The organism is Streptomyces sp. NPDC048417 (assembly GCF_040651615.1).
Lineage (GTDB): Bacteria > Actinomycetota > Actinomycetes > Streptomycetales > Streptomycetaceae > Streptomyces.
The window spans coordinates 313885-340513 of record NZ_JBEZKI010000005.1; the positions used below are offsets into that span (position 1 = coordinate 313885).

The 26629-nt window shown below is 71.8% G+C and carries 25 protein-coding genes and 3 pseudogenes; 12 read left to right on the forward strand and 16 right to left on the reverse strand.

The genetic code is table 11. The annotated features are described in order from the left end of the window. Positions 1–151: 151 nt before the first annotated feature. Together AB0D59_RS10550 and AB0D59_RS10555 are read right to left on the reverse strand one after the other, a co-directional pair. Complete coding sequence (locus tag AB0D59_RS10550) at positions 152–1144, reverse strand: iron ABC transporter permease (protein WP_362563269.1); 993 nt, start codon at positions 1142–1144, stop codon at positions 152–154. Continuing rightward, positions 1145–2188, reverse strand: coding sequence for an iron-siderophore ABC transporter substrate-binding protein (locus tag AB0D59_RS10555; protein ID WP_362563544.1), 1044 nt, complete (start codon positions 2186–2188; stop codon positions 1145–1147). A gap of 97 nt (positions 2189–2285) precedes the next feature. Between AB0D59_RS10555 and AB0D59_RS10560 the strand changes: the two genes are divergently transcribed. Continuing rightward, positions 2286–2669: a VOC family protein gene (locus AB0D59_RS10560; protein ID WP_362563272.1), complete on the forward strand. Its 384-nt coding sequence runs from the start codon at positions 2286–2288 to the stop codon at positions 2667–2669. Here AB0D59_RS10560 and AB0D59_RS10565 read toward each other — a convergent pair. Further along, entirely contained in the window at positions 2651–3433 is a 783-nt protein-coding gene (locus AB0D59_RS10565) for a hypothetical protein (protein ID WP_362563275.1), read from the reverse strand. The two genes, AB0D59_RS10560 and AB0D59_RS10565, sit on opposite strands and share 19 nt — an antisense overlap. Continuing rightward, the gene (locus tag AB0D59_RS10570; RefSeq protein WP_362563277.1) at positions 3430–4536 is read right to left on the reverse strand and encodes a serine hydrolase domain-containing protein; all 1107 of its coding nucleotides are present in this window, start codon (positions 4534–4536) and stop codon (positions 3430–3432) included. The genes AB0D59_RS10565 and AB0D59_RS10570 overlap by 4 nt, the downstream gene beginning before the upstream one ends. A 328-nt stretch (positions 4537–4864) precedes the next feature. Between AB0D59_RS10570 and msrA the strand changes: the two genes are divergently transcribed. Continuing rightward, a complete protein-coding gene (msrA, locus tag AB0D59_RS10575) occupies positions 4865–5377 on the forward strand; it encodes a peptide-methionine (S)-S-oxide reductase MsrA (protein WP_362563280.1) in 513 nt (170 codons plus the stop codon). A 140-nt stretch (positions 5378–5517) separates the two neighbouring features. Here msrA and AB0D59_RS10580 read toward each other — a convergent pair. After that, a pseudogene (locus AB0D59_RS10580) lies at positions 5518–5682 on the reverse strand (FMN reductase); the annotation flags it as partial. A gap of 130 nt (positions 5683–5812) precedes the next feature. On the opposite strand from AB0D59_RS10580, the gene AB0D59_RS10585 reads away from it, so the two are divergent. Then, entirely contained in the window at positions 5813–6124 is a 312-nt protein-coding gene (locus AB0D59_RS10585) for a helix-turn-helix domain-containing protein (RefSeq protein ID WP_362563283.1), read from the forward strand. Positions 6125–6418: 294 nt separating this feature from the next. On the opposite strand, the gene AB0D59_RS10590 is transcribed toward AB0D59_RS10585, so the two are convergent. Then, the gene (locus tag AB0D59_RS10590) at positions 6419–7021 is read right to left on the reverse strand and encodes a DUF4291 domain-containing protein (protein WP_362563285.1); all 603 of its coding nucleotides are present in this window, start codon (positions 7019–7021) and stop codon (positions 6419–6421) included. Between the two features lie 198 nt (positions 7022–7219). Between AB0D59_RS10590 and AB0D59_RS10595 the strand changes: the two genes are divergently transcribed. Next, positions 7220–7900: a hypothetical protein gene (locus tag AB0D59_RS10595; RefSeq protein WP_362563288.1), complete on the forward strand. Its 681-nt coding sequence runs from the start codon at positions 7220–7222 to the stop codon at positions 7898–7900. A gap of 1803 nt (positions 7901–9703) precedes the next feature. Next, positions 9704–9877 (forward strand): annotated as a pseudogene (locus tag AB0D59_RS10600) (DUF4291 family protein); the annotation flags it as partial. Between the two features lie 257 nt (positions 9878–10134). On the opposite strand, the gene AB0D59_RS10605 reads toward AB0D59_RS10600, so the two are convergent. Then, on the reverse strand, positions 10135–10689 hold the full coding sequence (locus tag AB0D59_RS10605; protein WP_362563290.1) for a hypothetical protein: 555 nt from the start codon (positions 10687–10689) through the stop codon (positions 10135–10137). 466 nt (positions 10690–11155) lie between these two features. Between AB0D59_RS10605 and AB0D59_RS10610 the strand changes: the two genes are divergently transcribed. From AB0D59_RS10610 to AB0D59_RS10630, 5 genes are all read left to right on the forward strand, one after another. Further along, a complete protein-coding gene (locus AB0D59_RS10610; protein WP_362563293.1) occupies positions 11156–11725 on the forward strand; it encodes a dihydrofolate reductase family protein in 570 nt (189 codons plus the stop codon). 8 nt (positions 11726–11733) lie between these two features. Further along, complete coding sequence (locus AB0D59_RS10615; RefSeq protein ID WP_362563295.1) at positions 11734–12675, forward strand: GNAT family N-acetyltransferase; 942 nt, start codon at positions 11734–11736, stop codon at positions 12673–12675. Positions 12676–12820: 145 nt separating this feature from the next. Then, positions 12821–13714: a virginiamycin B lyase gene (locus AB0D59_RS10620; RefSeq protein ID WP_362563298.1), complete on the forward strand. Its 894-nt coding sequence runs from the start codon at positions 12821–12823 to the stop codon at positions 13712–13714. A gap of 63 nt (positions 13715–13777) precedes the next feature. Next, positions 13778–14128 (forward strand): YciI family protein, encoded by a 351-nt coding sequence (locus tag AB0D59_RS10625; protein WP_362563301.1) that lies wholly within the window; start codon positions 13778–13780, stop codon positions 14126–14128. A gap of 52 nt (positions 14129–14180) precedes the next feature. Continuing rightward, complete coding sequence (locus AB0D59_RS10630; protein ID WP_362563304.1) at positions 14181–16895, forward strand: AAA family ATPase; 2715 nt, start codon at positions 14181–14183, stop codon at positions 16893–16895. 31 nt (positions 16896–16926) lie between these two features. Here AB0D59_RS10630 and AB0D59_RS10635 read toward each other — a convergent pair. The 6 genes and pseudogenes from AB0D59_RS10635 to AB0D59_RS10660 form a co-directional block, all read right to left on the reverse strand. Further along, positions 16927–17190, reverse strand: a pseudogene (locus tag AB0D59_RS10635) (transposase); the annotation flags it as partial. Between the two features lie 76 nt (positions 17191–17266). Continuing rightward, positions 17267–17551 (reverse strand): hypothetical protein, encoded by a 285-nt coding sequence (locus AB0D59_RS10640; RefSeq protein WP_362563307.1) that lies wholly within the window; start codon positions 17549–17551, stop codon positions 17267–17269. 129 nt (positions 17552–17680) lie between these two features. Then, positions 17681–18010 carry a hypothetical protein gene (locus tag AB0D59_RS10645; protein ID WP_362563310.1) on the reverse strand — a complete coding sequence of 110 codons (330 nt, stop codon included), beginning with the start codon at positions 18008–18010 and terminating at the stop codon, positions 17681–17683. Between the two features lie 100 nt (positions 18011–18110). After that, on the reverse strand, positions 18111–19244 hold the full coding sequence (locus tag AB0D59_RS10650; protein WP_362563313.1) for a hypothetical protein: 1134 nt from the start codon (positions 19242–19244) through the stop codon (positions 18111–18113). A gap of 18 nt (positions 19245–19262) precedes the next feature. Next, the gene (locus AB0D59_RS10655) at positions 19263–20897 is read right to left on the reverse strand and encodes a M48 family metallopeptidase (RefSeq protein ID WP_362563315.1); all 1635 of its coding nucleotides are present in this window, start codon (positions 20895–20897) and stop codon (positions 19263–19265) included. A 271-nt stretch (positions 20898–21168) separates the two neighbouring features. After that, positions 21169–22287, reverse strand: a complete 1119-nt coding sequence (locus AB0D59_RS10660) for a hypothetical protein (RefSeq protein ID WP_362563318.1) — start codon at positions 22285–22287, stop codon at positions 21169–21171. A 152-nt stretch (positions 22288–22439) separates the two neighbouring features. Here AB0D59_RS10660 and AB0D59_RS10665 point away from each other — a divergent pair, with 152 nt between their 5' ends. Further along, positions 22440–23594, forward strand: a complete 1155-nt coding sequence (locus tag AB0D59_RS10665) for a cystathionine gamma-synthase (protein WP_362563321.1) — start codon at positions 22440–22442, stop codon at positions 23592–23594. A gap of 7 nt (positions 23595–23601) precedes the next feature. Here AB0D59_RS10665 and AB0D59_RS10670 read toward each other — a convergent pair whose 3' ends face one another. From AB0D59_RS10670 to AB0D59_RS10680, 3 genes are all read right to left on the reverse strand, one after another. Further along, entirely contained in the window at positions 23602–23850 is a 249-nt protein-coding gene (locus AB0D59_RS10670) for a hypothetical protein (RefSeq protein WP_362563323.1), read from the reverse strand. Then, complete coding sequence (locus AB0D59_RS10675) at positions 23847–24353, reverse strand: sigma factor-like helix-turn-helix DNA-binding protein (RefSeq protein ID WP_362563326.1); 507 nt, start codon at positions 24351–24353, stop codon at positions 23847–23849. Before AB0D59_RS10675 ends, AB0D59_RS10670 begins: the two co-directional genes overlap by 4 nt. Positions 24354–24600: 247 nt before the next feature. Further along, a complete protein-coding gene (locus AB0D59_RS10680; RefSeq protein WP_362563329.1) occupies positions 24601–25101 on the reverse strand; it encodes a MarR family transcriptional regulator in 501 nt (166 codons plus the stop codon). A gap of 161 nt (positions 25102–25262) precedes the next feature. On the opposite strand from AB0D59_RS10680, the gene ilvA reads away from it, so the two are divergent. After that, complete coding sequence (ilvA, locus tag AB0D59_RS10685; RefSeq protein WP_362563332.1) at positions 25263–26492, forward strand: threonine ammonia-lyase; 1230 nt, start codon at positions 25263–25265, stop codon at positions 26490–26492. The last annotated feature ends 137 nt before the right edge of the window (positions 26493–26629 follow it).

Genomic DNA, 26629 nt, shown 5'->3' on the forward strand with positions numbered 1-26629 from the left:
CGGTACAGCCCCGCGCCCCTGAAGGGGCGCTGCCCAGCCGCCTCCTCTTCAGCCACCCAGCTGCGGGCAGGCGTGCCGCAGGGCGGCACGGGTGGGCGCGGCGGCACCCTGCCAGCGCCGGTAAGCGAAACCCCCCGCCCCTGGGCCCACTTCACGCCACAGCCCCCTTCCTCCGTACCAGTCCCACCAGCACCGGCACCCCCACCAGCGCCGTCATCACCCCGGCCGGCACCTCCGCAGGAGCCCGTACCACCCGGCCCAGTACATCCGCGGCGAGCAACAGCGCCGCCCCCAGCAGCGCCGACAGCGGCAGCACGCGCGCGTACCCGCCGCCCCGCACCACCCGCCGCGCCAGATGCGGCACCACCAGCCCCACGAACGCGATCGGCCCGGCCGCCGCCACCGCGGACGCGGTCAGCAGTGTGGCCCCCAGCGCCGCACACCCCCGTACGACATGCACCCGATGCCCCAGCGCCCGAGCCGTCTCGTCGCCCAGCGCCAACGCGTCGAGCCCCCTGGCGCAGGCCAGCACCAGCCCCGCCCCCACCGCCAGAAACGGCAGCATCCGTACGACCGTCCCGGCGTCACGCCCGCTGAGCGCCCCCACCTGCCAGAACCGGAACTCGTCCAGCGTGGCGGAGCTGGAGGTGAGGACGACCGTCGTCGCCCCCGCGGTCATCGCGGACAGGGCCGTACCGGCCAGTGCCAGCTTCACCGGTGATGCCCCGCCCCGCCCGCGCGAGGCGATCCCGTACACCAGGCACGCGGCGAGGACGGCGCCGGTGAAGGCGTACCAGACGTAGGCCCCGAAGCCGTACGCGGAGCCGCCGAGGACGATGGCGAGCACGACCCCCGCCGCCGCGCCCTGGCTCAGCCCGAGGATCCCGGGGTCGGCGAGCGGGTTGCGGGTGACCGCCTGGAGCGCGGCGCCGGCGAGACCGAGCGCGGCGCCCGCGGTGAGGCCGATCTCGGTGCGGGGCAGCCGCAGGGAGCGCACCACGAGCGCGTCGGGTGAGTTCCCGCCGTGCAGCAGGGCGTCGAACACCGTCGCCGGAGGTACGGCACGGGTGCCGACGGCGAGGCTGAGTACGGCGACGACGGCCACCACGAGGGCGGCCGTCGGCCAGGCGAGGGCGCGGCGCACTTACCGGAGTCGCTCGGCGAGCTGTCGTACGACCAGACGCGCGGCCGTGGGACCGGCGTTGAGGTACCAGGGGTCGTCGTCGACCTGCACGGTGTGTCCGGCCTCGACCGCCTTCATGGACTTCCACAGCGGCCCGGCCAGCGTGCTCCCCGCGTCGGTCTCGGCGGCGTCGCCCTGCACGGAGTAGAAGATCCAGTCACCGTCGGCGACATCGACCTTCTCGGCGCTGATGTCCTGCGAAATGGCGTTGAACCGCTGGGACTTGGGGCGGGAGAGCCCCATGTCGACGGCTATCGAGCCGGTGAAGGAGGACACGCCGAACATCCGGGTGCGGTCGGGTGTGAAGCGGACCATGGACACCGTGGTGGCGGAGTCGAGAGCGGTGCCGCTCTTCTTCGCGTTGTCGACGATGTCGTCGAGGAGTTCCCGCGCCTCCTGCCCCTTGCCGACGGCGTCCCCGACCAGCAGCAGGTCGCGCTTCCAGTTGATGCCCTGGCCGGCGGTGACCACGGTGGGCGCGATCTTCGACAGCTGGGGGTAGAAGTCGCCGAGCGAGTCGTTGATCAGGATCAGGTCGGGCTTGGCGGCGGCCAGCGACTCCAGGTTGGGCGCGGCACGGGTGCCCGCGTCGGTCATCGCGGCGAGCTTCTTCTTGTCCTGCGGGAAGGCGTCGGCCAGGTAGTCGGGGACGAGCCCGGCGTTCTCGGCGCGGGTGCCGACGGTCGGGACGATGCCGAGGGTGAGCAGGTCGTCGAGCTGCCCGGTGGAGAGCACCGCGATCCGCTTCGGCTGCGCCTTGATGGTGGCGCTGCCCTCGAAGTGGGTGACCGTGCGCGGGAAGAGGCCGTCGGTCTCGGTGTCCGAGCCCATGCCGTCGGCGAGGGCGCTCGGCGCGGCGGAGGGGCCTTCGGAGGCGCCGGTGACCTTGTTGACGGTTCCGTCGGCATGCGACGCACCGGCATCGTTGCCGGCGGTGGAGGAGCCGCAGCCGGCCAGCAGGCCGCCCACCACGGACACGGCGGACACGGCCACGACGGCCTTCATTCTCGACGCACGCACAACCAGGTCTCCCGATGAATGACTAAGGGAAGCCTTACCTTAACCGGTGCCGGGAGTACGTTGGACAGGAGGAGGTCCCACGATGACCGTGAACCTGAACCACACCATCGTCGCCGCACACGACAAGCACGCGTCGGCGCGGTTCCTGGCCGACATCCTCGGTCTTGAAGTCAGCCCGGAATACGGCCCGTTCGTCCCGGTCGCCCTGCCGAACGGCGTCACCCTCGACTACCTGGAGAGTCCCGGGGACATCCCGCCGCAGCACTACGCCTTCCTGGTCTCCGAGGACGACTTCGACGAGATCTTCACCCGCGTCCGGGACACCGGCCTCACCTACTGGGCCGACCCGCACCACAGCCGCCCCGGCGAGATCAACACCAACGACGGCGGCCGCGGCACCTACTTCGACGACCCCAACGGCCACCGCCTGGAAATCCTCACCCGGCCCTACGGCAGCGGCGGCTGACCCAGCGGCACGGACTCCCCGGGCGCGTACGACCGTACGACCGCACCCGCCCCGTCACCACCGGACGTCCGTACGACATGCACGCGCCCACGCCCGCCGACCAGGCCCCGCTCGTCCGTCACCGTCAGCACCGTGTTCTCGTCGATCGCGACGCCGTACGGCACCCGGCCGTGCGACACGGCCGCGACCAGCCGGGCCAGCGTCCCCCACTGCGCTGCGTGCACGTCCACCGCGAACGGCACCAGGCCGAGGCCCGGCCGGACCTCGACCTCGGCCAGGTCCTCGGCGGTGTCGGGCGGACAGACCGGCACGCCGTCCACCAGCCAGCCGCCGACCACGGCCCGCCGGGCGGCGAGAACGGCGCCCGCGGAGAATCCGGCGTAGGGGATGCCGTGCTCGGCGAGCACCTCGGGCAGCAGTTCCAGACAGCCCGCGAACGCGTCCTGATAAGCGGGCGTGAGCCCACCGCACACCAGCACCCCGTCCAGCCCGTCCCGCAACGACCCGGGTTCGAACCGCCCGCCGACCGGCACCAGCAGCGGCACCGGAACGCACTCCCCGGCGGCCCGCAACGCCCCCGCGTACCGCCCGAACTGCTCCGCCCCGTCCCCCTCGTCGACGATCAGGCACCCGATACGACGGCTGCCCGCACCCGCGGCCCGCAGCAGCGGCCCGTACACCTCGGGAGCGTCCCAGCCCCCACCGACGAGAAAGATCCCGCTGCCCGGTGCCCCGAGATCACCGCCACGGTGTCGGGCGCTCACCCCCGCAGGCCCTTGATCCCGTCCTGCGCCGCCATGACCAGCTCGATGGCCCGGTTGTCGGCCGCCGGTTCGCGCATCTGGTTCGTCACGTAGGCGATCGCCATCCGCTCGTCCGGGTCGACCCAGACCAGTGCGCCGCCCCAGCCGCCCCAGCCGAGGGCGCTCCCGAACAGGCCGTAGCCCAGGCCGTACCGGGAGGGCATGCCCAGGACGCGGTCGTCACCGTCGAACTGCACCTCCCGCGCCCGTTCGCACCCCGCCGGCGACAGCACCCGCACCCCGCCGGCCGTTCCGCCGCAGGCGAGCAGGGACTGGACGAGGGCGATGGAGCGGGCGTTGCCGAAGCCGCTGGCCGCGGGGATCTGGGAGCGTCGCCAGGCGAGGCTGTTGCCGTCCCGGACCCGCAGGGTGGCGACGCCGGGCCGTTTCGCGTCGTTGTCCCGGGCGCCGGCCGCGTAGTCCTCGTCCCTGCCCGGCGGCGGCACGGTGAGCGCCACGCGCCGGTCGTGCTCGGCGCCCAGCCCGATATGGAAGTCGGCGCCCAGCGGCCCGGCCACCTCGGCGGCGAAGAACTCGCCCAGGCTCCGTCCGCTGATCCGGCGCACCACCTCACCGACGAGGAACCCCTGGGTGAGCGAGTGATACCCGGCCGCCGTCCCCGGCTCCCACTGCGGAGCCGTCCCGGCCAGCCGGGCCGTGGCCGACGTCCAGTCGTACACCTCCTCTATCGGCCCCTCCCAGTCGGGCAGCCCGGCGGTGTGCGAGAGCAGATGCCGTACGAGCACACGCTCCTTCCCCGCCGCGGCGAACTCGGGCCAGTACCGGGAGACCGGTGCGTCGGGATCCAGCTCGCCCCGGTCGATCAGGACGAGCGCGCACAACGCGGTCATCGTCTTGGTCACGGAGAACACGTTGACGATCGTGTCCCGCTCCCACGGCACACTGCGCCCCGCGTCGGCGAACCCGCCCCACACGTCGACCACGGGCTCCCCGTCCACGAAGACGGCGACGGCACCTCCCACGTCCCCCTCGTCCAGCAGTCCGGAGAGCATGGTGGGCACAGCGGCGAACAGCTCGTCGTAGGAGCCATGAATGTCGGCCATACCGGCCATTCAGCCCCCGGCATTCGGCGAACGCAACCCAATTCCCGGCGAGCGCACGGCAGCCGCACCCGCTCTCGCGGTACGGGCGGAGTGATACGGCCGCCCACCTGGGCAGCGCGGGACTCACGCCTGCGCCGACCCCCCCCGCCGTGCCGGATGCCCCTGGTCCGTCCCGAACGGGTGACTCGGACGGAGGCCGCGAGGTCGGTCCGGCGGTCGCGGAATCGCCCGGGGTCCTCGCGCGTTGTGGGGAGTGGGCGCGGGACGCCGGTGATGTGCGAGCCGAACAGCCCGAGTGACCGAGCTGACAGAAATTGGAGGGTCCGTAATGGCTGCGCAGACGCAGAGGGCCGTGCTGGCGGGCGGATGCTTCTGGGGGATGCAGGACCTGATCCGCCGGCTCCCGGGCGTGACGGGGACCCGGGTCGGATACACCGGGGGTGACGTGCCGAACGCGACGTACCGTAACCACGGCACGCACGCGGAGGCCATAGAGATCCTCTTCGCCCCCGAGAAGACCGACTACCGCGCGATCCTGGAGTTCTTCTTCCAGATCCACGACCCGAGCACCAAGAACCGCCAGGGCAATGACATCGGCCTCAGCTACCGCTCGGCGATCTACTACGTGGACGACGAGCAGAAGCGGATCGCCGAGGACACCATCGCGGACGTGGACGCCTCCGGACTCTGGCCGGGCAAGGTCGTCACCGAGGTGGAGCCGGTCGGCCCCTTCTGGGAGGCCGAGCCCGAGCACCAGGACTACCTGGAGCGCTACCCGGACGGCTACACCTGCCACTTCCCGCGCCCGGGCTGGCGACTCCCGGCCCGCACGGAGAGCTGACCACTAGACGGCCCGGCACGAGGGGCGGAGGCCGACCGGCAGACGCCCGCCCTTGTCTGTCTGGGAACACGCCGGGTGGCGGCCGTGCCCGCCACCCGGCACCAGACGCCTCCGCTCGGAGCGTTCCGGGGAATCGGGGCTCAGGACGCGGGGGCCTCGGTGGCGGCGGCGAGTGCGCTGAGCACCTGCCTGAGCTGCGCGACGGCTTCGGTGTCATCGGCCGGGTGGGTCTCGGCGAAGCGAGTCACTGAACCCGGTATCGCGAGTTTGGGGCTCTCCAGGATCGTGGCGCCGGCGATACCGGCGATACCGGCGATACCGGCGATACCGGCGATACCGGCGATACCGGCGGACCTGCGGGCGTCGTCCTGGGCCCACACGTGTGCGCGCTGGGACGAGCGCGACGCGGACTTCATCCGCGAGATCCTCGATTTGGTGGGTGACAGGTGGAGCATGCTGGTCATCGGCGCCCTGGCCGCCGGCGACGCCCGCTACTCGGACCTCGACACCCTGATCCCCGCCGTCTCCCGGCGCATGCTCACCCTCACCCTCAAACGCCTGCAGCGCGACGGCCTTGTCGACCGCACCGCCTACGCGGAGGTACCGCCCCGCGTCGAGTACCACCTCACCGGCCTCGGCGCCTCCCTGCTCTCCGCCATCCAGCACCTGGCCGCCTGGGGCTCCGAACATCACACCGAGGTCCGACGCCACCAGGACGCGTACGACAGGAACGTCACGCACGGGTAGCACCGGGAGTCCGGGTCCCCCTGGCTCCCAGGACCGGGCCACGGTGCTGACGCGCACGTCGGTGCCTGCGGAAGGTTCGTCCAGGACCGTGTCGTGCCGGTGGCGGACGATGGCGTACTCGTCCTCGCTCGCCTGACTCTCCTCGCTCTCCGACAACGCTTCGAGCCCGGCAGGCTGTGGAAGCGCACCCAACGGTCGCTGTGGGCAGCGCGCAGTTCGTGGGCGATGGGAGGCCCTTCGGGAACTGGCGCTGCCACAGTGCGGACAGACGGTCCCTGTCGAGGTCGCTGCTCATCATCTGGCCGACGGAGCCAGGTGGGCAAGGAACTCGTCTCCAAGGGGATAGGGGTATTCCTGCGGCAGCAGCCGGGCGGCGGAGTCCAGGTCCCCGGTGGTGACGAGGGCGTGGATCTCGTGTGCGAGCGGGGTCACGTCGCGGATGGCGACCGTCCACTCGTCCGCGTAGCGTCGTGCGGCCTCACCGGACAGGCCGAGTTGCAGGGACCGGTACGGCAGGGGTTGCAGGCGCAGGTCCCGCTCCGGGTCCCACTGCACCCGGGTGGGCGCGCGCTTCACCTGCCGCTGCCAGGTGGCGCGGTCGGGGTGGGCTCCGCGGGAGTAGCTCGACAGGCAGGCGTGGCGCAGCGCCCATTCGAAGCCGTCTCGGGTGATCTCGACAGCGAGCACGGTCTCCTGCCCCGCCTTGGCGCCCCAGCCGCAGCGGTACATCATCCACAGGAACGACGGTTTGATCCACGTCATCCGGTCCCGCTTCCATGCGCCGGGGAAACGGCCGTCGTGGACGGCGGGCAGGCCGATCTCCGGGGAGTACGCCTGGTAGACGGTGATCGTGGATTCCGAGTGGGCCGCACGGATCCTGTGCTGCGGTTCTTCCATGGCGTACAGCGTGCGGTCGGCCGGTTCAGGCGGCCACTGAATTTCGACGGCCGTCCACTGTGATGAGAGCAACTGCCGCAGCACTGTGCCGGTTACCGGTGACACGGCCGCTGCGGCTCGCCCGTAGCAGCGCGATGGCGCTGCGGCTTGAAAATTCGGTAGAGGAGCCACTTCAATGGCGCTGTGACCATGGCTGCGATGGACGGCAACGGGACCGTCGCCGGACGCGTCTCGCTCGGTGACGTCATCGCGCACCTGGGCAGGCGCAGGCCGGTCTTCCACTCCGAAGCCGATTTTCAGCACAGCTTCGCGCGAGCCCTGTGGGAACTGTCGCCGGATGTGCACTCCAGGCTTGAGGTGCCGCAGCGGACGGGGGGCAAGGCCGAGTATCTGGACCTCCTGTGCATCGGCCCCTCGACCCGTACCGCGATCGAGTTTAAGTACTTCACCCGGAGATGGACGGGCACGGTGGGGATTCCCCCCGAGGACTACGCCTTGAAAGGGCATGCCGCAGCGGACCTCGCCCGTCTGCACTTCGTACGGGACATAGCCAGGCTGGAGCGCTTCTGCCGCCGGTCTGACCAGAACGGTCTTGCCGTCATGCTGACCAACGACGCCTCCCTGTGGACTCCGCCCGGCGCCCGCCACGGGCAGACTCGGGATCGAGAGTTCAGGATCCACCAGGGGCGCGAGCTTGTTGGCACGCTGCTGTGGGCCGAGGGGGCCTACAAGACGAACACGTGCGCGTTGCGGGGTGCATATCCCCTCGAGTGGAAGCCGTACTCCGAACTGGGGGGAGCGGGCGGAGAGTTCCGGTATCTCGCCGTGGCCGTTGGCCCGTTGTCCGACGTGGCTGACAACGGGCCAACGCACATGTAGCGGGGCGGCGATCCCCCACTGCTGCGCGGGGCGTTGGCACTCACTACCGTCATGGCATGGCGGCGGTTGACGAATGGCCAGATTTTCCCGAAGGACTCGCTCCCGAAAGCGATCAGTCATCCGTGCGAGTTGGCGTAAGGCCTGTCGGGCAGGACGCCCCCCCGGTTCGTCCCGAACGGGTCACTTGGCTTGACCCTCGTCCCGCCATGAGGTGGGCAAGGGGTTCGTCTCCAGCGGGATAAGGGCGCTCCTGTGGCAGCAGCCGGGTCGCGGAGGTCAGGTCGGCGTCGAGGCGGGCGGGCGGGTTCGCGCACCTGCCACTTGCCGCGTGGTTCGCCGGGGCCGGAAGCGGGTGCGGGGCCCGTCCGCGGTGATCTCCTCGTCACGGCTGGTGAGGCGCAGGAGGGCGCCCGGACCTGCCCGGTTCGCGGCGAGTTGTCTTGATCGCGAAGTGAGCCGTTGCTAAGCCTTTGGCACTCAACCCTAGCGAGGACGTCGTGTATCAAGAGCCTCCTCTTCCCGTTCCTCCGCGTTCACGTGTCCGGGGGTTCATCTGCGCCGTCGCGGCCATCGCCCTTGTGACGCTCACCGCCGCGACAAGTCCGCCCGACGCGGACACGCGGACCGCGGCGGACCCGGCAGCCGTGGTCCGCGAGTGGAACGCCGTCGCCACCGACACGATCAAGAACAGTCTCGGCCCACGCCCCTCCGGGCAGGCAGCGATCTGGGAGGGGTTCGTCTCCGTCGCCGTGTACAACGCTGTGGTGGGGATCGAAGGCGGCTACGCTCTGTACAAATGGCGCGAGCGCGGTCCGGCCAAGGCATCCTCCGCGGCGGCCGCCGCCACTGCGGCCCACGACGTGCTGGTCACCTACTTCCCCGCCTTCAAGGAGCGGCTCGACACCGCCTACGCGGACTCGCTCGCCGCTCTTCCGGCCGGTCAGGCCAGAGACCGGGGCGTTGACTACGGGAAGCGTGCCGCCGCCCGCATCATCGAACTCCGGGAAGGGGACGGAAGGTTCGCGGACGTTCCTTTCACCGCTTCCCCGGCACCGGGGGTCTGGCGGCCCACTCCGCCCGCGTTCCAGCCCTTCATCGACACCTGGCTCGCGAGGCTCCGCCCCCTCCTGCTCACCTCCCCGCAGCGGTTTCGCCCTGGCGGACCACCCGCCATCTCCTCGGCCGCTTACGCAGAGGATGTCCAGGAGCTGAAGGCCATGGGCGGGAAGACCGGCTCGGGCAGGAGCGCGCAGCAGACCGAGACCGCGCTCTTCTTCAGCGGCAACCTGGTCGAACAGGTCCAGACAGCCGTACGAGACCATGCCGCCCGGCACCGGTTCGGCATCGCCGAGACGGCCCGGCTGTTCGCCGCGGTCAACGCGTCGGCGACCGACGCCGTCGTGACGGCATGGGACGCCAAGCTCCACTACGGCTCCTGGCGGCCGATCACCGCCATCCGCCTCGCCGACACCGACGGCAACCCCGCGACGACGGCAGACCCGGCCTGGGAGCCGCTGCTCCTCACCCCGCCACACCCGGACTACGTCGCCGGCCATACGACCGTCGCCGCCGCCGTGGCACGCGCCCTGACCGGAGTTCTCGGCACCTCGCACATCGACCTCTACCTCCCCTCCGAGGTCACCGGCACCACGCGGTTCTACGGGTCCGCCGACGACCTCAACCGCGACGTCGTCGACGCCCGTGTGTGGGGCGGCGTCCACTCCCGCACGGCGGACGTGGCCGGCTGCCGGGCCGGCGCCCGCGTGGCCGCCTGGGCGCTGGACCACTACTTCCAGCCGGTCGGCATCGTCGCGCTACGCGGACGAGTGGATCGTGTCCATCAGCGACGTGACTCCGCTCGCCAACGAGATCCACGCACTCGTCAGGCACGGTGAACCGGACTCGGCCACCGGACTGCTCCCCCAGGAGCAGGGGTACCCCGCCAGTGCAGAACTCCTGGCCCACCTGTGTCCCTGACGTGCGATCAGGGCACCACTGGGGCCGTCATCCACGGGTTACATGGCGGCGCGGGTCTGTGAACGCCGCTTGATGACTCATGTCATCCTGTCGCGCTTCCACACGCCGGGAGAGCGGCCCTCGCGGACAGCGGGCATTCCGATCTCCGGCGACTGCACCTGGTGGACGGTGATCGCGGACTCGGCGTAGGCGATCTTCGCCGGACGACGGGAGGACGGTCGCCGGACGCCGCTCGCGGTCGGGGTACAGGCCGGTCGTCACGCTCTCAGCCGCTCCCGGTCCCCCATCACCACGACGGGGTGCAGGCGGGGATCGAGGGTGTGCAGCAGGGTCTTCATGCCGGACTCGGGAACGGTGACACAGGCAGACGTGCCGTCGCCGTGGTCCAGGTGCAGCCATATGCCGCCGCCCTTCTCCACTCCCTGGGGACGGTTCCAGTCGAACGGCGGGACACCCGTGAGCCGGTTGTAGTCGATGGCGATGACGTAGTCGAAGTCGTGGGCGTGGTCTTCGCTGTCCTCGGTCATGGACGCGAAGGCGTTGTCGTCGTACCAGTAGCGCAGGCGGCTGCCCGGATCCTCGAGGGACCCTCCCGCATCCGTCAGGGAGAACGCGCCGACGGGACTGCGCTCGTCGTCCATGTGATGGTCGGTCGTCCAGCCCAGCCTGCCGTTGTGCGCGGGCCAACTGCCCTCGCGTTTCCAGGCGGTGCCCTGTTTCTCGTAGAGCACGACGGTGCTCTCGGCGGAGTCCGGGCCGTCGCCGTAGACGACCACGGCCTGGTAGGCCTGGGCCGGTACGAGCTTCCACATGCGGTTCCCGACGCCCGGAACGCGCGGCCCCGCTCCCGGGCCGGGGGAGCCGGGCGCAGCCGGGTTGTTGACGCCCGGGGCACCGACATGACTCCTGTGCCCGCCGGCTTCGGCGCACGCCGCGGTGCCGGCCAGCAGGACACCGCAGGCAAGAGCCGCGGATATGGCATGACGTGCGCCGCCGCGCCGCGCCAGCAGAGGACAGGGCCGTATGAGAGTAGATGTCCGCATGATCGGGATCTTGTGGCGGGAGGACCCTGGCCGCATCCCGGAGGCGCCATCCGGCCTAGCGGCCACGCCGAGTCCGGCACCTACGCCCCGGCCCGCCGGTACCGACCCCGACACCGCTACCGATGCCGTCCCGGGCGAGGCGGGTCACGTTACGTCGCGATGACCGATGCCCTCCTGAATCGGGGTGCCTAGTGTCATCTCGCCCCTGGTGGCAACGGATCGGAATCGGACCCGCATGCGTCTGCTCACGTACCTCGTCGGCTGCAGTGTCGACGGTTTCACCGCCGGTCCTGACGGACAGTGCGACCCCTTCGGCTTCGACGGCGATCTCAGGGCCGCCGTTCTGGCCGAGTACCCCGAGACGGTCCCGGACCATGCCCGCAGGCAGCTGGGCGTCGTCAGCACGGCGAACAGACTGTTCGACACGGTCGTCATGGGGCGCGGCGTCTACGAATCCGCTCGGGCGGCCGGTGCCGACAGCCCGTATCCCTGGCTGCGGCAGTACGTGGTCTCCTCGTCCCTGAAACGGCCCGCGTCAGGCGTCGAAGTCGTCGCCGGGGACCCGGCGGAGTTCGTCCGCGGGCTGAAGCGGCGGCCGGGCATGGGCATCTGGCTGTGCGGCGGCCCGGTGCTGGCCGGGCGCTTGCTGCGCGAGGTCGACAAGCTCGTGGTCCACCGCCACCCGGTGGTGTTCGGGGCCGGCGTTCCGCTGTTCCACGCGGCATTCGACCCTGCCGCCTTCACGCTGACCGACTTCCGGGTCTTCGCCACCGGCGCGACTGTCACCACGTACACCAAGCAGTAGGAGCACACATGTTGTTTCGCCCCACGACCGAGGCCGATCAGGAGCGTGTCGCAGCAGTCGTCGTGGATGAACCGGTGGGCTGGATCGACGCCGACCGCTACCTGGACGAGTTGAAACAGGGGATGTACCGGCCGGAGTGGACCTGGATCGCCGAGGACGACGGGCGGATCGTGGGCCGTTCCTTGTGGTGGGGGCAGCAGGACAGCGCTCACCCCGTCGCCCTGGACTGTCTGCATGTCGACCCGGCGCTCCCCGACCGCGCGGAGGTGGCGGCCGGGCTGCTGACCGCCGCGCTGCGGGCGTTCGCCGACGCCGGTGCGCCCAGAACTCCGCTGTACAACCTGACGCTGCCCGTCGGCTGGCGTGACACCCCGGCCGCGGTGGTCGCCGTGGAGTGGCGGCGCCGGGCCGCCGTGGCAGCAGGCCTCACGCACGAGGTGGAACGGCTGCGCGTGCAATGGACGGCCGACGTCGGCCTCCCCGCGTCCAGGGGCCGGCTGACGTTCGCCCCCGCTTCGGACGAGGAGTTCCTCCGGCTGTTCCGCCGGATAGCCGTCGGCAGCCTGGACGACGAGACCCGCAGGAACATCGCCGTCAAGGGCGCCGAAGCCACGGCCAGGGACGAGATGGACTTCTATCTCGGCTGCCCCGGTCGGCGCGAGTGGTGGCGCGTGGCCCGCACCCCGGACGGGCAGGTCGCGGGCCTCGCCCTCCCCTCCGCGACACCGTATGCCCGCAACGTGGGCTACCTGGGCGTCGTCCCCGAGTTGCGCGGCCATGGGTACGTGGACGACCTCCTCACCGAGATCACCCTCAGCCACGCGGAATCCGGTGCCGAACTGATCACAGCCACCACGGACACCGGCAACGCCCCCATGGCCGCGGCCTTCGCCCGCGCCGGCTACCGGACTTCGGAGATCCGCATGCTGTATTCGGCGCCGGTGACGTAGGGCGGAGCGACGGAGCCCCTTCGTCCGGGGGAGACGGACGGTTGACGAAGGGCGGCAGCGGGCGCGCCGTACGTAGAGAGCCGTATGAGCCGTATGAGCCGTATGAGCTGTATGAGAGTCGTACGAAGAGAGGGGAGCCGGTCTGATGCCGGTTTTCATCGAAGAGTTCACCTTGGCCGTAAGCGACGGCGGTCCCTACGCGCTCACCACGGGCCCGGACGGGGCGCTGTGGTTCACCCTGGTTCACAGCGGGGGTATCGGGCGTCTCGTGCCCGGAGGGGTACGCACACACCATCAACTCGATCCGGACTGCTGGCCGATGATCATCGCTGTCGGGCCGGACGACGCCTTGTGGTTCACCGAGCACCGGGCGCACCGCATCGGCCGGATCGCCCTCGACGGCAAGGCCGAGGAGTTCACCGTGCCGACCGCGGAGTGCGGTCCGTTCGGAATCGCCGCCGGGCCGGACGGAGCGCTGTGGTTCACCGAGACCGCCGCCGACCGGATCGGCAGAATCACCATCGACGGCCGGGTGACCGAGTTCCCGCTGCCGGCCACGGGGACCTACCCCTCCGCGATCACCGCAGGCGCCGACGACGGGATGTGGTTCACCCTGAACCAGGCCGACGCGATCGGGCGGATCGGCATGGACGGAGCCGTCACTCTGCACCCGTTGCCGACCAGGTCCGCCGCCCCGGTGGGCATCGCGGCCGGGCACGACGGGGCGGTCTGGTTCGTCGAGATCGGTGCAGGGCAGATCGGGCGGATCACTCCCGACGGCCAGATCACCGAGTTCCCGCTGCCCGACCGCACATCCCGGCCGCATGCCATCACCCCCGGCAGCGACGGCACGTTGTGGTTCACCGAGTGGGCCGGCAACCGGGTGGGCTCCCTCACCCCCGACGGCACCGTCACCGTGCACGACCTGCCGACGCCGGGCTCGGAGCCGCACGGGATCGCCCTGGGCCCGGACGGAGCTCTGTGGACGGCGCTGGAAATCGGCGCACTCGCCCGCGTCAGCGTCCGAGTCCGCACGTAACGACGCAGTGAAGCAACGACGCAGTGAAGCAACGAAGCAACGAAGCAACGAAAGGGAACGCTCATGAAGTACGCACTCGTGATCTTCGAGACCGATGAGTCGCGTCACCGGATCCGGACCGACCGGGCCGCTCACCGAGCGGCATACGAGACCTGGATCGGCAAGATCGCGGCGGCAGGCAAACTGATCAGCGGCGATGCCCTGGACACCGAGTCGGCCTCCGCGACGACCGTGCGCAGGACCACCGAAGCAGCGCCCGCCACGGTGACCGACGGGCCCGCTCACCCCGGTGAGGAGACCCTGGGCGGCTGGTTCGTCGTTGACGTGGCCGACCGTGAGGAAGCCGTGGAACTCGCCAAGGGGCTCGGCACCTCGGAGACCATCGAGATCCGGCCGGTGCTCGAAGGCGCCTGAGGACGGCCCGTTGCGGCATCGCCCCTCCCCCCTACGTACAGTGTCGATCACGATGCTCGGTTGCCGACGGGGGGAGCGGACGGTGCATGGGCGCGCGGAGGAACGACGCCACATTGAGCGGATGCTCGCCAACTCCCGGCGCGGAGCGAGCAGTTCACTGCTGCTGCACGGCGAGGCCGGCATCGGCAAGACCACTCTCCTTGAGCATGCGGCCGCCCACGCGGACGGCATGCGCGTGCTGCGGGTCGAGGGCATCGAGTCGGAGATGGAGCTCGCTTTCGGAGGGCTCCATCAGGTCCTCCTGCCGGTGCTCGAGCTGCTCGACCGGCTGCCGGGACCGCAGGCCGGGGCCCTGCGCGCCGTCTTCGGCCTGAGCGACGAGCCCGTACGGGACCGTCTCACCCTGGGGCTCGCCACCCTGTCGCTGCTGTCCGAGGCGGCCACGGACGACCCCCTGCTGTGCCTGGTCGACGACCTGCAATGGCTCGACCGGCCGTCCGGGGACGCGCTGACCTTTGCCGCCCGGCGGCTGCGGGACGAAGGCATCGTCATGCTCTTCGCCACCCGCGGCGCCTCGCCGGAGAGCGGATCGAGGGCGTTGCCGCGCGTACACGTCACCGGCATCGACCGACGGTCGGCCGTGGCGCTGCTGCCCGGTCTCGCTCCTCCGGTCGCCGAGCACATCCTCGATCAGGCGCAGGGAAACCCGCTGGCCCTGCGGGAGTTGGCCGCCGCGCTGACCCCGGCGCAGCGCGCCGGGCAGCTGGGGCCGCTGGCGCCGGCCGAGGCGCGGCCCGAGCTGCCCCATCAGCTCCAGGACACGTTCGCACAGCAGATCCGCCGCCTTCCCGACGCGACCCAGCGCACTCTCGCGGTGGCCGCGGCCGACGACACCGGGGACCTTCCCACCGTGCTGGCAGCCGCGGGGCGGCTCGACGGGGAGGTCAGGGATCTGGAACCCGCCGAGCGTGCCGGACTGGTCTTCGTCTCCGCGCAGAAACTGCGTTTCCGGCACCCCCTCATCCGGTTCGCCGCCTACCAACAGGCCCCGCTGGCCTGGCGGATCGCGGCGCACCGGGCGTTGGCGGCGGACCTGGACGGCCCCCAGCACGCGCACCGGCGCGCCTGGCACATGGCCGCCGCGACGACCGGCCCGGACGAAAAGGTCGCCGCGGAGTTGGAACGGGTCGCCGAGTGGGCCGGAAGCAGGCAGGCGATGGCGTCCGCGTCCGCGGCGTACGAGCGGGCCGCCCGCCTGACCGCCGATCCGCACCGGCACGCCCGCCGCCTGATCACCGCCGCGCAGAAGGCCAGCGAGGCCGGCCAGGACGAACGGTGCCGCGCTCTCGCCGACCAGGTGCCACTGCCGTTGCGGGACCCGGGGATGGCGGCGGACTTCGCGCGGGTACGCTCCGTGGTCGAGCTCGGCTACGGCAGCCCCCGCCGGGCCGCCCGCATCCTGGCCGACTGCGCGGACACGATCTCGGCCGACCGCCCCGACAAGCTCGCGCCGCTGCTGACCGACGCCATCCACGCGGCCTTCTGCGCGGGCGACGCACCCCTCATGGTGGAGATCGGCGTCCGCACACCCCATCTGCCGATCCTGGCCGTGCCCGCCCGCCTCCTGGGGGGCGACCTGCCCGGCGCGCGCCGGGCCCTGGACACTCTCGTACGGGCCGGACGCCTCGCCGACGTCGGGCTCATGGACCAGCTGGTGACCGCGATCCACTGCCACCTGATGGCCGATCACGCGACCGCGCACGAACTGGCCGCGGCGGCGGTCGCCCACTGCCGCGAGCAGGGCATCGGTGGATGGCTGCCCACCACGCTGCATCTGTGTGCCCAGGTGGAACTGGCACTCGGCCGACTCGACGACGCGCACGCACACGCCACCGAGGCGCTCCGGCTGGCCGACGGCTACGACCTGGACCATCGAGCAGCCCATCTGCGCGCCCTGTTGGCGGTGCTGGCCGCCGTCCAAGGAGAGGAGGCGCAGACCCGGAAAATGGCCGAGCAGGCACTGGAGTACACCCGCCCGCGCGAGGTCGGACGGGGCGCGGCGGAGGCGCTGTGGGCACTGGGGCTGCTCGACCTCGGCCTCGGGCGGGCGCAGGACGCGCTGCGCCATCTGGAGGCGGCCCGGCAGGCGGCGGGCCACCCCTTCCTGGCCCGGCACCTGTTGCCGGATCTGATCGAGGCGGCCGTACGCGCCGGACATCCGGAAGGGGCGCGGGCACCCGCGGACCAGCTCATGACATGGGCGGCCGACCTCGGACAGCTCCACTTCACGGCCGAAGCACACCGCTGCGCGGCCCTGACCGGCCCGGACACCCAGGCCGAGCAGCACTATCTGGCCGCCTTGGACCTGCACCCCGACGGCCACGACTTCGATCGGGCGCGCACCCAACTCCTCTACGGCGAATGGCTGCGCCGCTCGCGCCGCAGGATCGACGCCCGTGATCAACTGCGTACCGCACTGGAAATCTTCGATCAGCTGAGCGCCCGACCCTGGGCCCACCGCGCTCGCACGGAACTCCAGGCAGCCGGCGAAACCCACGACCCGTCCGACGCCGCCGACTCCCCCCTGGCCCGCCTGAGCGCCCAGGAGCGCGAAGTCGTCCGCCTCGCGGCCACCGGCGCCACCAACCGCGAAATCGCCACGCACCTGTTCCTGAGCCCACGCACCGTCGGCCACCACCTCTACCGAGCGTTCCCCAAGCTCGGCATCAGCTCCCGAACAGAACTCCCCGACCTGCTCACGCCCTGACGGGCACAGAAGGACAGGCAGGTCAGGCGCTTCTTCCGTCCTCGGGTACCGACACGTCGTCGATCACCCAGGCCGTCGGGGCGATGAGCGGCAGCGGGCGTTCACAGATCCGCTGCTGCACCGGCACCGGATCCCAGGTGGACTGGTTCACGAACTGCTGAAGGTTCTGCTCGTCGCCGTCCGGCAGCCGCGAGGCCATGGCCTGGACCGACGTGCGGCGGCCGTCCAGCATCAGCCCGCGCAGGTAGCAGTCGCCCTTGGCCCGCTGGTCCTTGCGCGGCACCGAGGCGAACACGTCAGGTCAAGCCGCGTTCGCCGCAGGCCGGTAGAGCCTGGGAGGCCATCTCATGTGGCCGCCGGTCCGGACGCCGTCATGCGGAAGCCACCACCTCGCCGGCCATGACCTGGGGAGGGTTGGGGAGCAGTGCGGCGAGGTCGTCCCGTACGAAGTCCGCAGCCCTCGAGATCGATTCGTCGGCACCGGCCCGGTCCTGGAAGACGCTGGTCGAGACCATCACTCCGTCCCCGATGTCGATCCAGTAGTAGGCCACGAAGCCGGAGACCTGGCGCATGAGCGGCACGAACCCCTCGTTCACGAGGCGTGCGGCCTCGGCCGCATCGGTCACCCCTTCGTACCGCCGGACTGCTGCGTACATGGCCAAGCTCCTCACGGAGTTCCGGGTTCGTCCTCTGCTGAGACGTCGTACCCCCGCGACGGCCGCCTGGCTCATGAGGCGTCCGGCAATCACCTGAAGGGCCGCCTCGGGTGATCCGAACGACGGTCGCTACCGCAGCGCATCGACGATCTCGCGCCACCGATGGGGAGGCTCGGTCCAGAGCGGTGCCGGTTCTCCCCACTGCCCGCTGTCCTGCAGCGCCTTCTCCTCCAGGGCCTTGCGGCGTCCGCGTGCGCTCCGGCCGCCGAACAGCAGCAGGAGGAGGAGCCGGAGGAGCCCGATCGGGCCCATGACCAGGGCGACGAAGCTCCAGTCCCTGCGGTCGGCTCCCTTGCGCGGCGCCAGGCGGTACGCGAGGACGCAGCAGGGGCGTACGGCCGCACTCCTCTGGACTCTGATGCAATGGTGACCAGGCAGTTGGAACCGGTCCGACTTCACAGCCCGGAAGAGCGGCGGGCCGGAGTGAAAGCCCCGGGGTCTGTTCGCGAGACAACTCTCCGGCCGCTCTCGCACATGCCATGCGCCGTCCCGATTCCGCTTACGCCGGCGCCGCCGCGGCCGCCTCCGCCACCAGTTTCGCCGTCGTGTTCCGGACCCGGCAGTAGTACGCCGCCGGGTCGCCCCGGTAGCGCCACGGCAACGCGCTCACATACCCGTCGACCAGCCTGAACTGCTCGAGCGCCGCCTCGTCCCGATCCTGGAGGTGCAGGTAGAAGGCAAGGAGATGGCGCAGCTCCGGGAGACGCGGGTGCGCCGGGTCGGCCGCCGCCGCGTCGGTGAGGCCGGCGTCCACCCTCGCCACCATCTCCGGGGTGTTGTCGGCCGCGGTGTCCTCGGACTCGTCGTGCTCGAAGTGGGCTATCAGCGGCAGGGCCGTCAGCAGGCTGCCCAGCGGCGCCCCGGCCGCCGCCCGCTCGGCGAAGTCGGCGGCCAGCCGCTGCGAGCCACGCCACTTCGCGCACCAGAACTGCAGCGCCGAGAAGTGCGCCTCGAAGTGGTACGGCGCCCGCGCGGTGATCTCCGTCCACAGCCTGTCCATCTCGGAGTGCGGATAGCCCAGGCCGAGCGCGACCCATATCTCGGTGATGTACGGCGTCGGGTCGTCGGGGTTGAGGGCAGCGGCCCGCGCGATCTCCTCACGAGCCGACCGCAGGGTGCGGTGGAACGCCTCGAACTGTTCCTCCGTCGTGTGCCGCGCCCGCTTCGCACCCCGCAACTCCCAGGCGAGGATCACCGTGCTGCGTGCCCGCACCACCGCCGCGTCCGGGTCCTCGGGGCGCTCCGTCTCCCAGGCCAGCAGCCAGTCGTCCGCCTCGGCGGCGCGCTCGGCCAGCAGGTAGGCGACGGCCGACCGGCGCTCCCAGTCCCGGCCGATGGCCTCCAGCAGGGCGGCGCCGGCCCGCCAGTCACCACCGGGCACGGCCGTCAGCGCCGCCGTCCACTCGGCGGGCAGCGGCCCTGAGAGCTCCGTGTTCTGCCGCTCGGCGGGCAGCAGGCCGGCCTGCTCGGCGGCCCGGGCGCCCAGGACCTCCTCGCTGTCGGACCCGGAATCGGACCCGGACTCGGACGGGCTCGGGGAGAAGAACTCCTTGAGGAACACCCCGGCCAGCCACAGCACGAAGAGCAGCGTCGGGACGGCGAGGATGCCGAGGATCCACAGCAGAACAGTCATCGAAGGTCGCTTTCGGGATCAGGCCGGCTGCGGGGCCGGGGGGAGCAGTGCGCGCAGCGGCGCGGTGTCGGGGCGGTCGGCCAGCGCGGCGTCCACGGCGGCGGCCAGGGCGGCCTCCGTGCCCGCCTCCCCGTCGAGGTCGGACGCCGAACCGGGCAGCCGTAGCGACGCCGGCCGCGACCAGGAGAACTCCCAGTGCAGCAGCGACCTTGCGCTGAACTCCGCCAGCACCATGCTCTGCAACGAGTCCCGCAGCACCGGCCGTACGAACTCCCGGAACGCCCGGCCCTTGGCGGCTGCCGCCTGCTCGGACAGCGGCAGCCGCTGGGCCAGCTGCCACAGCTGACCGTCGTCGATCACCGTGAGCAGCGCGGGCAGCGTCGGACGGTCCTTGGTGTAGAAGGCGAGCGCCCGGTGCAGCGGGGTGTCGAGCGAGGCCAGCCCCGCGGCCATCGAGGAGCCCAGCAGCTGTTCCCACTCCCCGGCGCGCTCGAACTGCCGTACCTCGTCGGTCAGTACCGCGTCCTCCAGCGCGGCCAGGGTGCGGGCCGGGTCGGCGAGCAGCGCGAGCGCCGGGCCGTCGTCCTGGCCGCCGCGCCCGTCGGCGGGCAGCTCCTCGATCCGCTGCACCCGGTCGGCGATCGGCGGATGCGAGTCGTACGGTGACGCCGGCTCCGTCGGCAGCTTCTCCCGCAGCCTCGTCAGCTCCGCCTCGCGTGCCGTCAGCATCCGGCCGAAGCCGCCGAAGAACTGGCCGTGCGGCGGCAGTTGGCGGGCCGTGACGCCGAGCGTGGCGTACGACTCCAGGTAGAAGTCGTGCGCCGCGGCGAGGGCCGGGATCTCGCGCAGCGCCGAGGCGGTCGCGTCCCGGCCGGCGATCCGCGCGGCGGCCAGGTCGGCGGCGTACTCCTGCGCGCGGGCCGTCGACAGCGTGGCCCGCAGGTAGAGCTTCGCGTACGCCGTGTAGATCGCCGCCATCAGCCGGTAGGTGACCCCGGCGCCGGCGGTGTCGACCTCCTTGGCCTGCTTGCCCTTCGCGGTCCGTTTGGCGGCGGCCTGCTGCTGCCGGGCGCGCTCGGCGGCCTGCTTGCCGTCGGCCTTCGCGCGGAAGTGCCCGACGGTCCGCCCGATCTGCACCCGGCCGCGTACCACAAGGGCCGACAGCCGGGTGTCGCCGCCGGTGAAGTGGCCGTACTCATGGGCGAGTACGGCCCTGAGCTGGGCCTCGGTCAGCCCGGTCAGCAGCGGTACGCCCAGGTAGAGGCTGCGTGGTCCGGGGCGCAGGCCGAGCAGCCGGGGGTTCTCGCTGACCGCCGCGTTGACGTCACCGGTGAGCACGATGGTGTCCGGCGCGCGCGTGCCCGTCGCCACCGCGAGCTCCCTCACCAGTGCCCACAGCCGGGGCTCGGCGGCCTCCGTGACGGCGAGGCCGACCGGGCCGTCCCCCTCGGGCGTGCGGAGCATGAACATGCCGCGGACGACCGGGATCGCCAGCACCACCGAGACCAGCACGATCTTTCCGGTGACGGCCCCGTGCGCCCAGGTGACCGAGGCCACGTCGAGCGCGGCCAGCGCCGCCAGCAGAACGAGGCCCAGCAGATAGAAACCGCAGAGCAGGACAAGGGCGCGCAGCGCCCGCAGAGTTGCGCCCATCGGGCAGATCCCCCCACAGGACCCCAGAAAAGGGAACCGACAACGACATGAAAAACGAACGGAACCGCACAGAAGCGGATGGGTGCTTCGTGCGGGTGGTGCGGGCGTGGGGGGGGATGCCGGAGTATGCCGTACCGCAGGTCAGGACGGCAATTCAAGCGCCCCGCAAGGGGTGTGGAGCCCCGTCCGGCAGCGGCTGCCGCCGGCCTGGGCGCGCCCAGCCCCCCATTCGCCGGCAGCCGGCCCGCGACGTGTCCCTTGGCCGGCGCCCTCAGCTGAGCAGCGACGCCGGGCTTCCGCCGTTCGCCTCGTAGCCCGCCACCGCCAGCGCGCGGTAGAGGGTGAACTCGGCGGCCGGGTTCGCGGACAGCGTCCACGGCAGGGCCCCCACATGCCCGTCGACGCGTATCAGCTCGCCCATGGCCTCCGCCCAGCGCTCGGAGCGGACCAGGAAGAAGACCAGCAGATGCCGGACGTGCGCGAGCATCGGGTCGTCCTGGCGGGCCGAGTGCACCGCGTGCAGGGCGCCGTGGACCGCCTTGGTGACGACCTCGCTCTGGTAGAAGCTCGCCACCAGGTTCACCTCGGGGAGGTGCTCGAAGACCGCGAACAGCGGCATCGCGGCCAGCAGCGAGCCCTGCGGGGCACGCGCGGCGGCGGCCTCGGCGAAGGAGTACGCCAGCTCGCGCGAGCCGTGCCACTTCTCGCACCAGTAGTGCAGGGCCGCGAGATGCGCCCCCATGTGCGTCGGCGCGCGGTCCAGGATCTTCAGCCACAGCTTCTCGAACTCCGGCTGCGAGTAGTTCAGCCCGCGCGCCACCGACAGCTCGACGATGTACGGCACCGGGTCCCCCGGGGACAGCAGCGCCGCCTGCCCGCAGGCGTCCCTGGCCTCCTCCATGATGATCCGGAAGTCGTCCGTGCCCGGCGTCGACGTCCGCCACGCCTGCTGGACCAGGAACTCCGCGTGCACGGCCGCGCCGCCCGCGTCCTTGGGCTGCTCGGCGCGCCACACCCGCAGCCACTGCCCGCCCGGCGTCTCGCTGACCCCGCCCGGCCGCTGCTGGAGCTCCAGCGCCGCCGCGCCGGCGAAGGCCTGCACACGCTGCCAGCGCAGCTCGCCCGCGACCTCCGTGCCCGCGAGCAGTTGCGAGGCCGCGCGGTAGTCCTGGGTGCGCTGCACGACGTCGAGGACGTCGAGCAGGTCCTGGTCGGGGCCGGGCATCCGGATGTCCAGGTCCTCCTCGCGCACGAAGCCGTAGTCCGCCGGGTCGGCGGCGTCCGGGTGGCTCGGGTGCACCTGCTCGATCATGCCGCGCCGCCGCCGCAGGACGGGGAGCAGCACGAAGCTCAGCAGGAGCAGCGCCATCAGGGCCCAGAGAATCGCCATGCGTCAAGCGAACCAGACGGCGCCGACAATTGGCGAACCGGTGGTCGCGACCTGTGGACAACGTGCGGCCGGGGCGCGGCTGCGGGCCGCAGGGGCTCGCCGCACAGCTCCCCGCGTTCCTTCGGGGCGCGTGAGCACTAGGCTCAGTACCCATGAGCGACAGGCACATCAGTCAGCACTTCGAGACGCTCGCCATCCACGCGGGCAACACGGCGGACCCCCTCACCGGTGCGGTCGTACCGCCGATCTACCAGGTCTCGACCTACAAGCAGGACGGCGTCGGCGGCCTGCGCGGCGGCTACGAGTACAGCCGTAGCGCCAACCCGACCAGGACCGCACTGGAAGAGAACCTCGCCGCGCTGGAGGGCGGACGCCGCGGGCTCGCGTTCGCGTCCGGGCTCGCGGCCGAGGACGCCCTGCTGCGCACCCTGCTCAGCCCCGGCGACCACGTGGTCATCCCGAACGACGCGTACGGCGGCACGTTCCGGCTGTTCGCGAAGGTCGTCTCCCGGTGGGGAGTGGAGTGGTCCGTCGCCGACACCAGCGACCCGTCGGCCGTGCGCGCCGCGATCACCCCGAAGACCAAGGCGGTCTGGGTGGAGACCCCGTCCAACCCGCTGCTCGGCATCACCGACATCGCGGCCGTCGCGCAGGTCGCCCACGACGCGGGCGCCCGGCTCGTCGTCGACAACACCTTCGCCACGCCGTACCTCCAGCAGCCCCTCTCGCTCGGCGCGGACGTCGTCGTGCACTCGCTGACGAAGTACATGGGCGGTCACTCGGACGTGGTCGGCGGCGCGCTGATCGTGTCGGACCAGGCGCTGGGCGAGGAGCTGGCATACCACCAGAACGCGATGGGCGCGGTCGCCGGACCGTTCGACTCGTGGCTGGTGCTGCGCGGCACCAAGACGCTCGCGGTACGTATGGACCGGCACAGCGAGAACGCCACCAGGGTCGCCGACATGCTGAGCCGGCACGCGCGCGTGACGCGGGTCCTCTACCCGGGCCTGCCCGAGCACCCCGGCCACGAGACCGCCGCCAAGCAGATGAAGGCCTTCGGCGGCATGGTCTCCTTCCAGGTCACGGGTGGCGAGGAGGCGGCGGTCGAGGTCTGCAACCGCGCCAAGGTGTTCACCCTCGGCGAGTCCCTGGGCGGTGTCGAGTCGCTGATCGAGCACCCGGGCCGGATGACCCACGCCTCGGCGGCCGGTTCCGCGCTGGAGGTGCCCGCCGACCTGGTGCGCCTGTCCGTGGGCATCGAGAACGTCGACGACCTGCTGGAGGACCTCAAGCAGGCGCTCGGTTAGGTCCGGCTCACCAGCCGACGACGGGCGGAGTCGTCGTGGACGGCGGCTGCGCCCACGGCCGGACCAGTGCCGCCCAGACGGTGAAGGCCACCGCCGCCGCGCACAGCAGCAGCCACAACAGGCGGCGGGCCGCACGTCTGCGGCGCAGCAGGCGGCCGCCCCGGCGCAGCACCTCGCCGTAGAGGTCGGGCGGTACCCGCGGCGGTCTCTGTTCCAGGAGCCGCCGGGCGGCGGCCTCGCCTTCGGCACGGTTCACGACGGCGCCACCTTCGCCCCCATCACGGTGGGCCCGGCCTTCGTGGGCGGGTGCAGCAGGACGGTGGTCGCCCGGTCGCAGATGATGCGCACACGCTCCGTGGGCAGGCCGAGCAGCGCCGCCGCCTGCTCCTCGGCCACCCCCTCGTACAGCCGCAGCACCAGGACCAGGCGTTCCTGGGGCGTCAGGACGGCGAGGGCGCTGTGCGGGTGCGGGCGGGTGCGGCTCAGCGGGCCGCCGTACTGGTGCCAGGCGGAGTGCGCGAAGCGCAGGGCGAGGTGCTGCCGGGCGCGGTCGTACGGGTCCTCGCCGCGCAGCTGGTCCCAGCACGCGTACGTGTGCGCGAGCGCGATGGTCAGCAGGCGCCGCGCGCGCGGGTTGGTGTCGGGGGGCTCGGCGGTCAGCAGGGTCGCGGCATGCAGCAGCCGGCCTGCCGCGCCCGCGACGAACGCCTCGAACTCCCGGGCCCGGCGGGCGTCTTGGAACGCCTGCCGATCGCGCACCGTGCCTCCCCGTCTGCGGGGCCCCACCGCGTCCGGGACCCGGACGCGGATACGACGGGGGCCCGGTCTCATATGAGGCCAGGGGTGCCCCCACGGTCAAGAGCCGGGCAGCACGTACGCGTGCCTGATGTTCCCCGGGCGGGTGCCGGGCCGGGGTTCGGGACGCCGATGGGGGTCGGCTGGACGTTCCGGGAGGCCGGTGCGCGCCGGCTGGACGTTCAGGGACGCCTGTGGGTGCCGACCGGGGTCAGGACGACGGCGGCGTGTCCGAGCCCGGCTGGACGGTCATCCGCGCGGACAGGGCGCTGTTGAAGCGCGTGAGCAGCGCGCAGAACGCCTCGCGCTCCTCCGGCTCCCAGTCCTGGGTCAGCTCCGCCATCAACTGCCGCCGCGACGAACGTACTTCGTCCAGCCGCGACAGTCCGCGCGGGGACAGCTGGAGCACCACGGCCCGCCCGTCCTCGGGGTGCGAGGTGCGCTTGACGAGACCGGTGTCGACCAGCGGAGCCACCTGCCGGGTGACCGTGGAGGAGTCGATCCCCATGCTCGCGGCGAGCGCCTTGACCCCCATGGGGCCTTCCTTGTCCAGGCGGTTGAGCAGCAGATACGCGGCGCGGTCCATGGAGTTGCGCACCTGCCCGACGCCGCCGAGCCGGGTCTGTTCGGCACGGCGGGCGAACACCGCCACCTCGTGCTGCAGCGTGTCGAGGAGACCGGTGTCACCGAGGGTCGTCATGTCCATCGACATTTCAGGTGTTGTGGGCATGGCCGGGGGCTCACTTCATGAAGAGTGCTGGTGTGGGGGACAGAGTACGCGGACGGGGGGTGAGCCGTACCGGCGCTGCGCAAACCGGTCTCGGAGCTTGGTCACACCCGAGCCTTTGGCCTGTGAACTGCGAGACTTGAGTCATGAGCTACAGCACGGCTGACTCCTTGCGCCCCGTCACCCTCGACGACGTACGCGGCGCTCAGAAGATGCTCACGGGCGTGGCGCGGGTGACCGCGATGGAGGGCAGCAGGCACCTGTCCCAGCTGGCCGGCACGCCGGTGCACCTCAAGTGCGAGAACCTCCAGCGGACCGGTTCGTTCAAGCTGCGCGGCGCCTATGTGCGGATCGCCGGGCTGCTGCCCGAGGAGCGCGCCGCCGGAGTCGTGGCGGCCAGCGCCGGGAACCACGCCCAGGGCGTGGCCCTGGCCTCCGCGCTGCTCGGCGTGCACGCCACGGTGTTCATGCCCAAGGGCGCCCCGCTGCCCAAGATCAGCGCGACCCGCGAGTACGGCGCGGAGGTACGGCTGCACGGCCAGGTGGTCGACGAGACGCTGGCCGCCGCCCAGGAGTACGCGGCCGAGACCGGCGCGGTGTTCATCCACCCCTTCGACCACCCCGACGTCATCGCCGGTCAGGGCACGGTCGGCCTGGAGATCCTGGACCAGTGCCCGGAGGTCGGCACGATCGTCGTCGGTATCGGCGGCGGCGGGCTCGCGGCCGGGATCGCGGTCGCGGTGAAGGCGATCAGGCCGGACGTACGGATCGTCGGGGTCCAGGCGGAGGGCGCGGCCGCGTATCCGCCCTCGCTGGCGGCCGGGCGTCCGGTCTCCGTGCAGAACCCGGTGACGATGGCCGACGGCATCAAGGTCGGACGGCCCGGCGATGTGCCGTTCGCGCTGATCGAGGAGCTGGTCGACGAGGTCCGCACGGTCGGCGAGGACCAGCTCTCCGCCGCCCTGCTGCTCTGTCTGGAGCGGGCCAAGCTGGTGGTGGAACCGGCCGGCGCCGCCCCGGTCGCCGCCCTGCTCGCCGAGCCCGGCGCCTTCGCCGGGCCGGTCGTCGCCGTGCTGTCCGGCGGCAACGTCGATCCGGTGCTGATGCAGCGGGTGCTGCGGCACGGCATGTCCGCACAGGGCCGCTACCTGGCGGTACGGCTGCGGCTGACCGACCGGCCGGGTGCCCTCGCCACGCTCCTCGGGGTGCTGTCGGCGGCCGACGCCAACGTCCTGGACGTGAGCCACGTCAGGACCGACCCCCGGCTCGGGCTGTCGGAGGCGGAGGTCGAACTGCACCTGGAGACCAAGGGGCCGGTGCACTGCACCGAGGTCGGGCAGGCGCTGCGCGAGGCCGGTTACACGGTCATCGACTGAGCGGGTCGGCCACTCCCGTCGGGAAACGGCCAGGTCGGGAGCGCTTCATTCACTCGTTCGGGGAAATCCGTCGACGAACGCGATACATCGCGTTATGGTGTGTCGCGTGGCCATGGCCGCGCCCGCCTGCCGTCGCG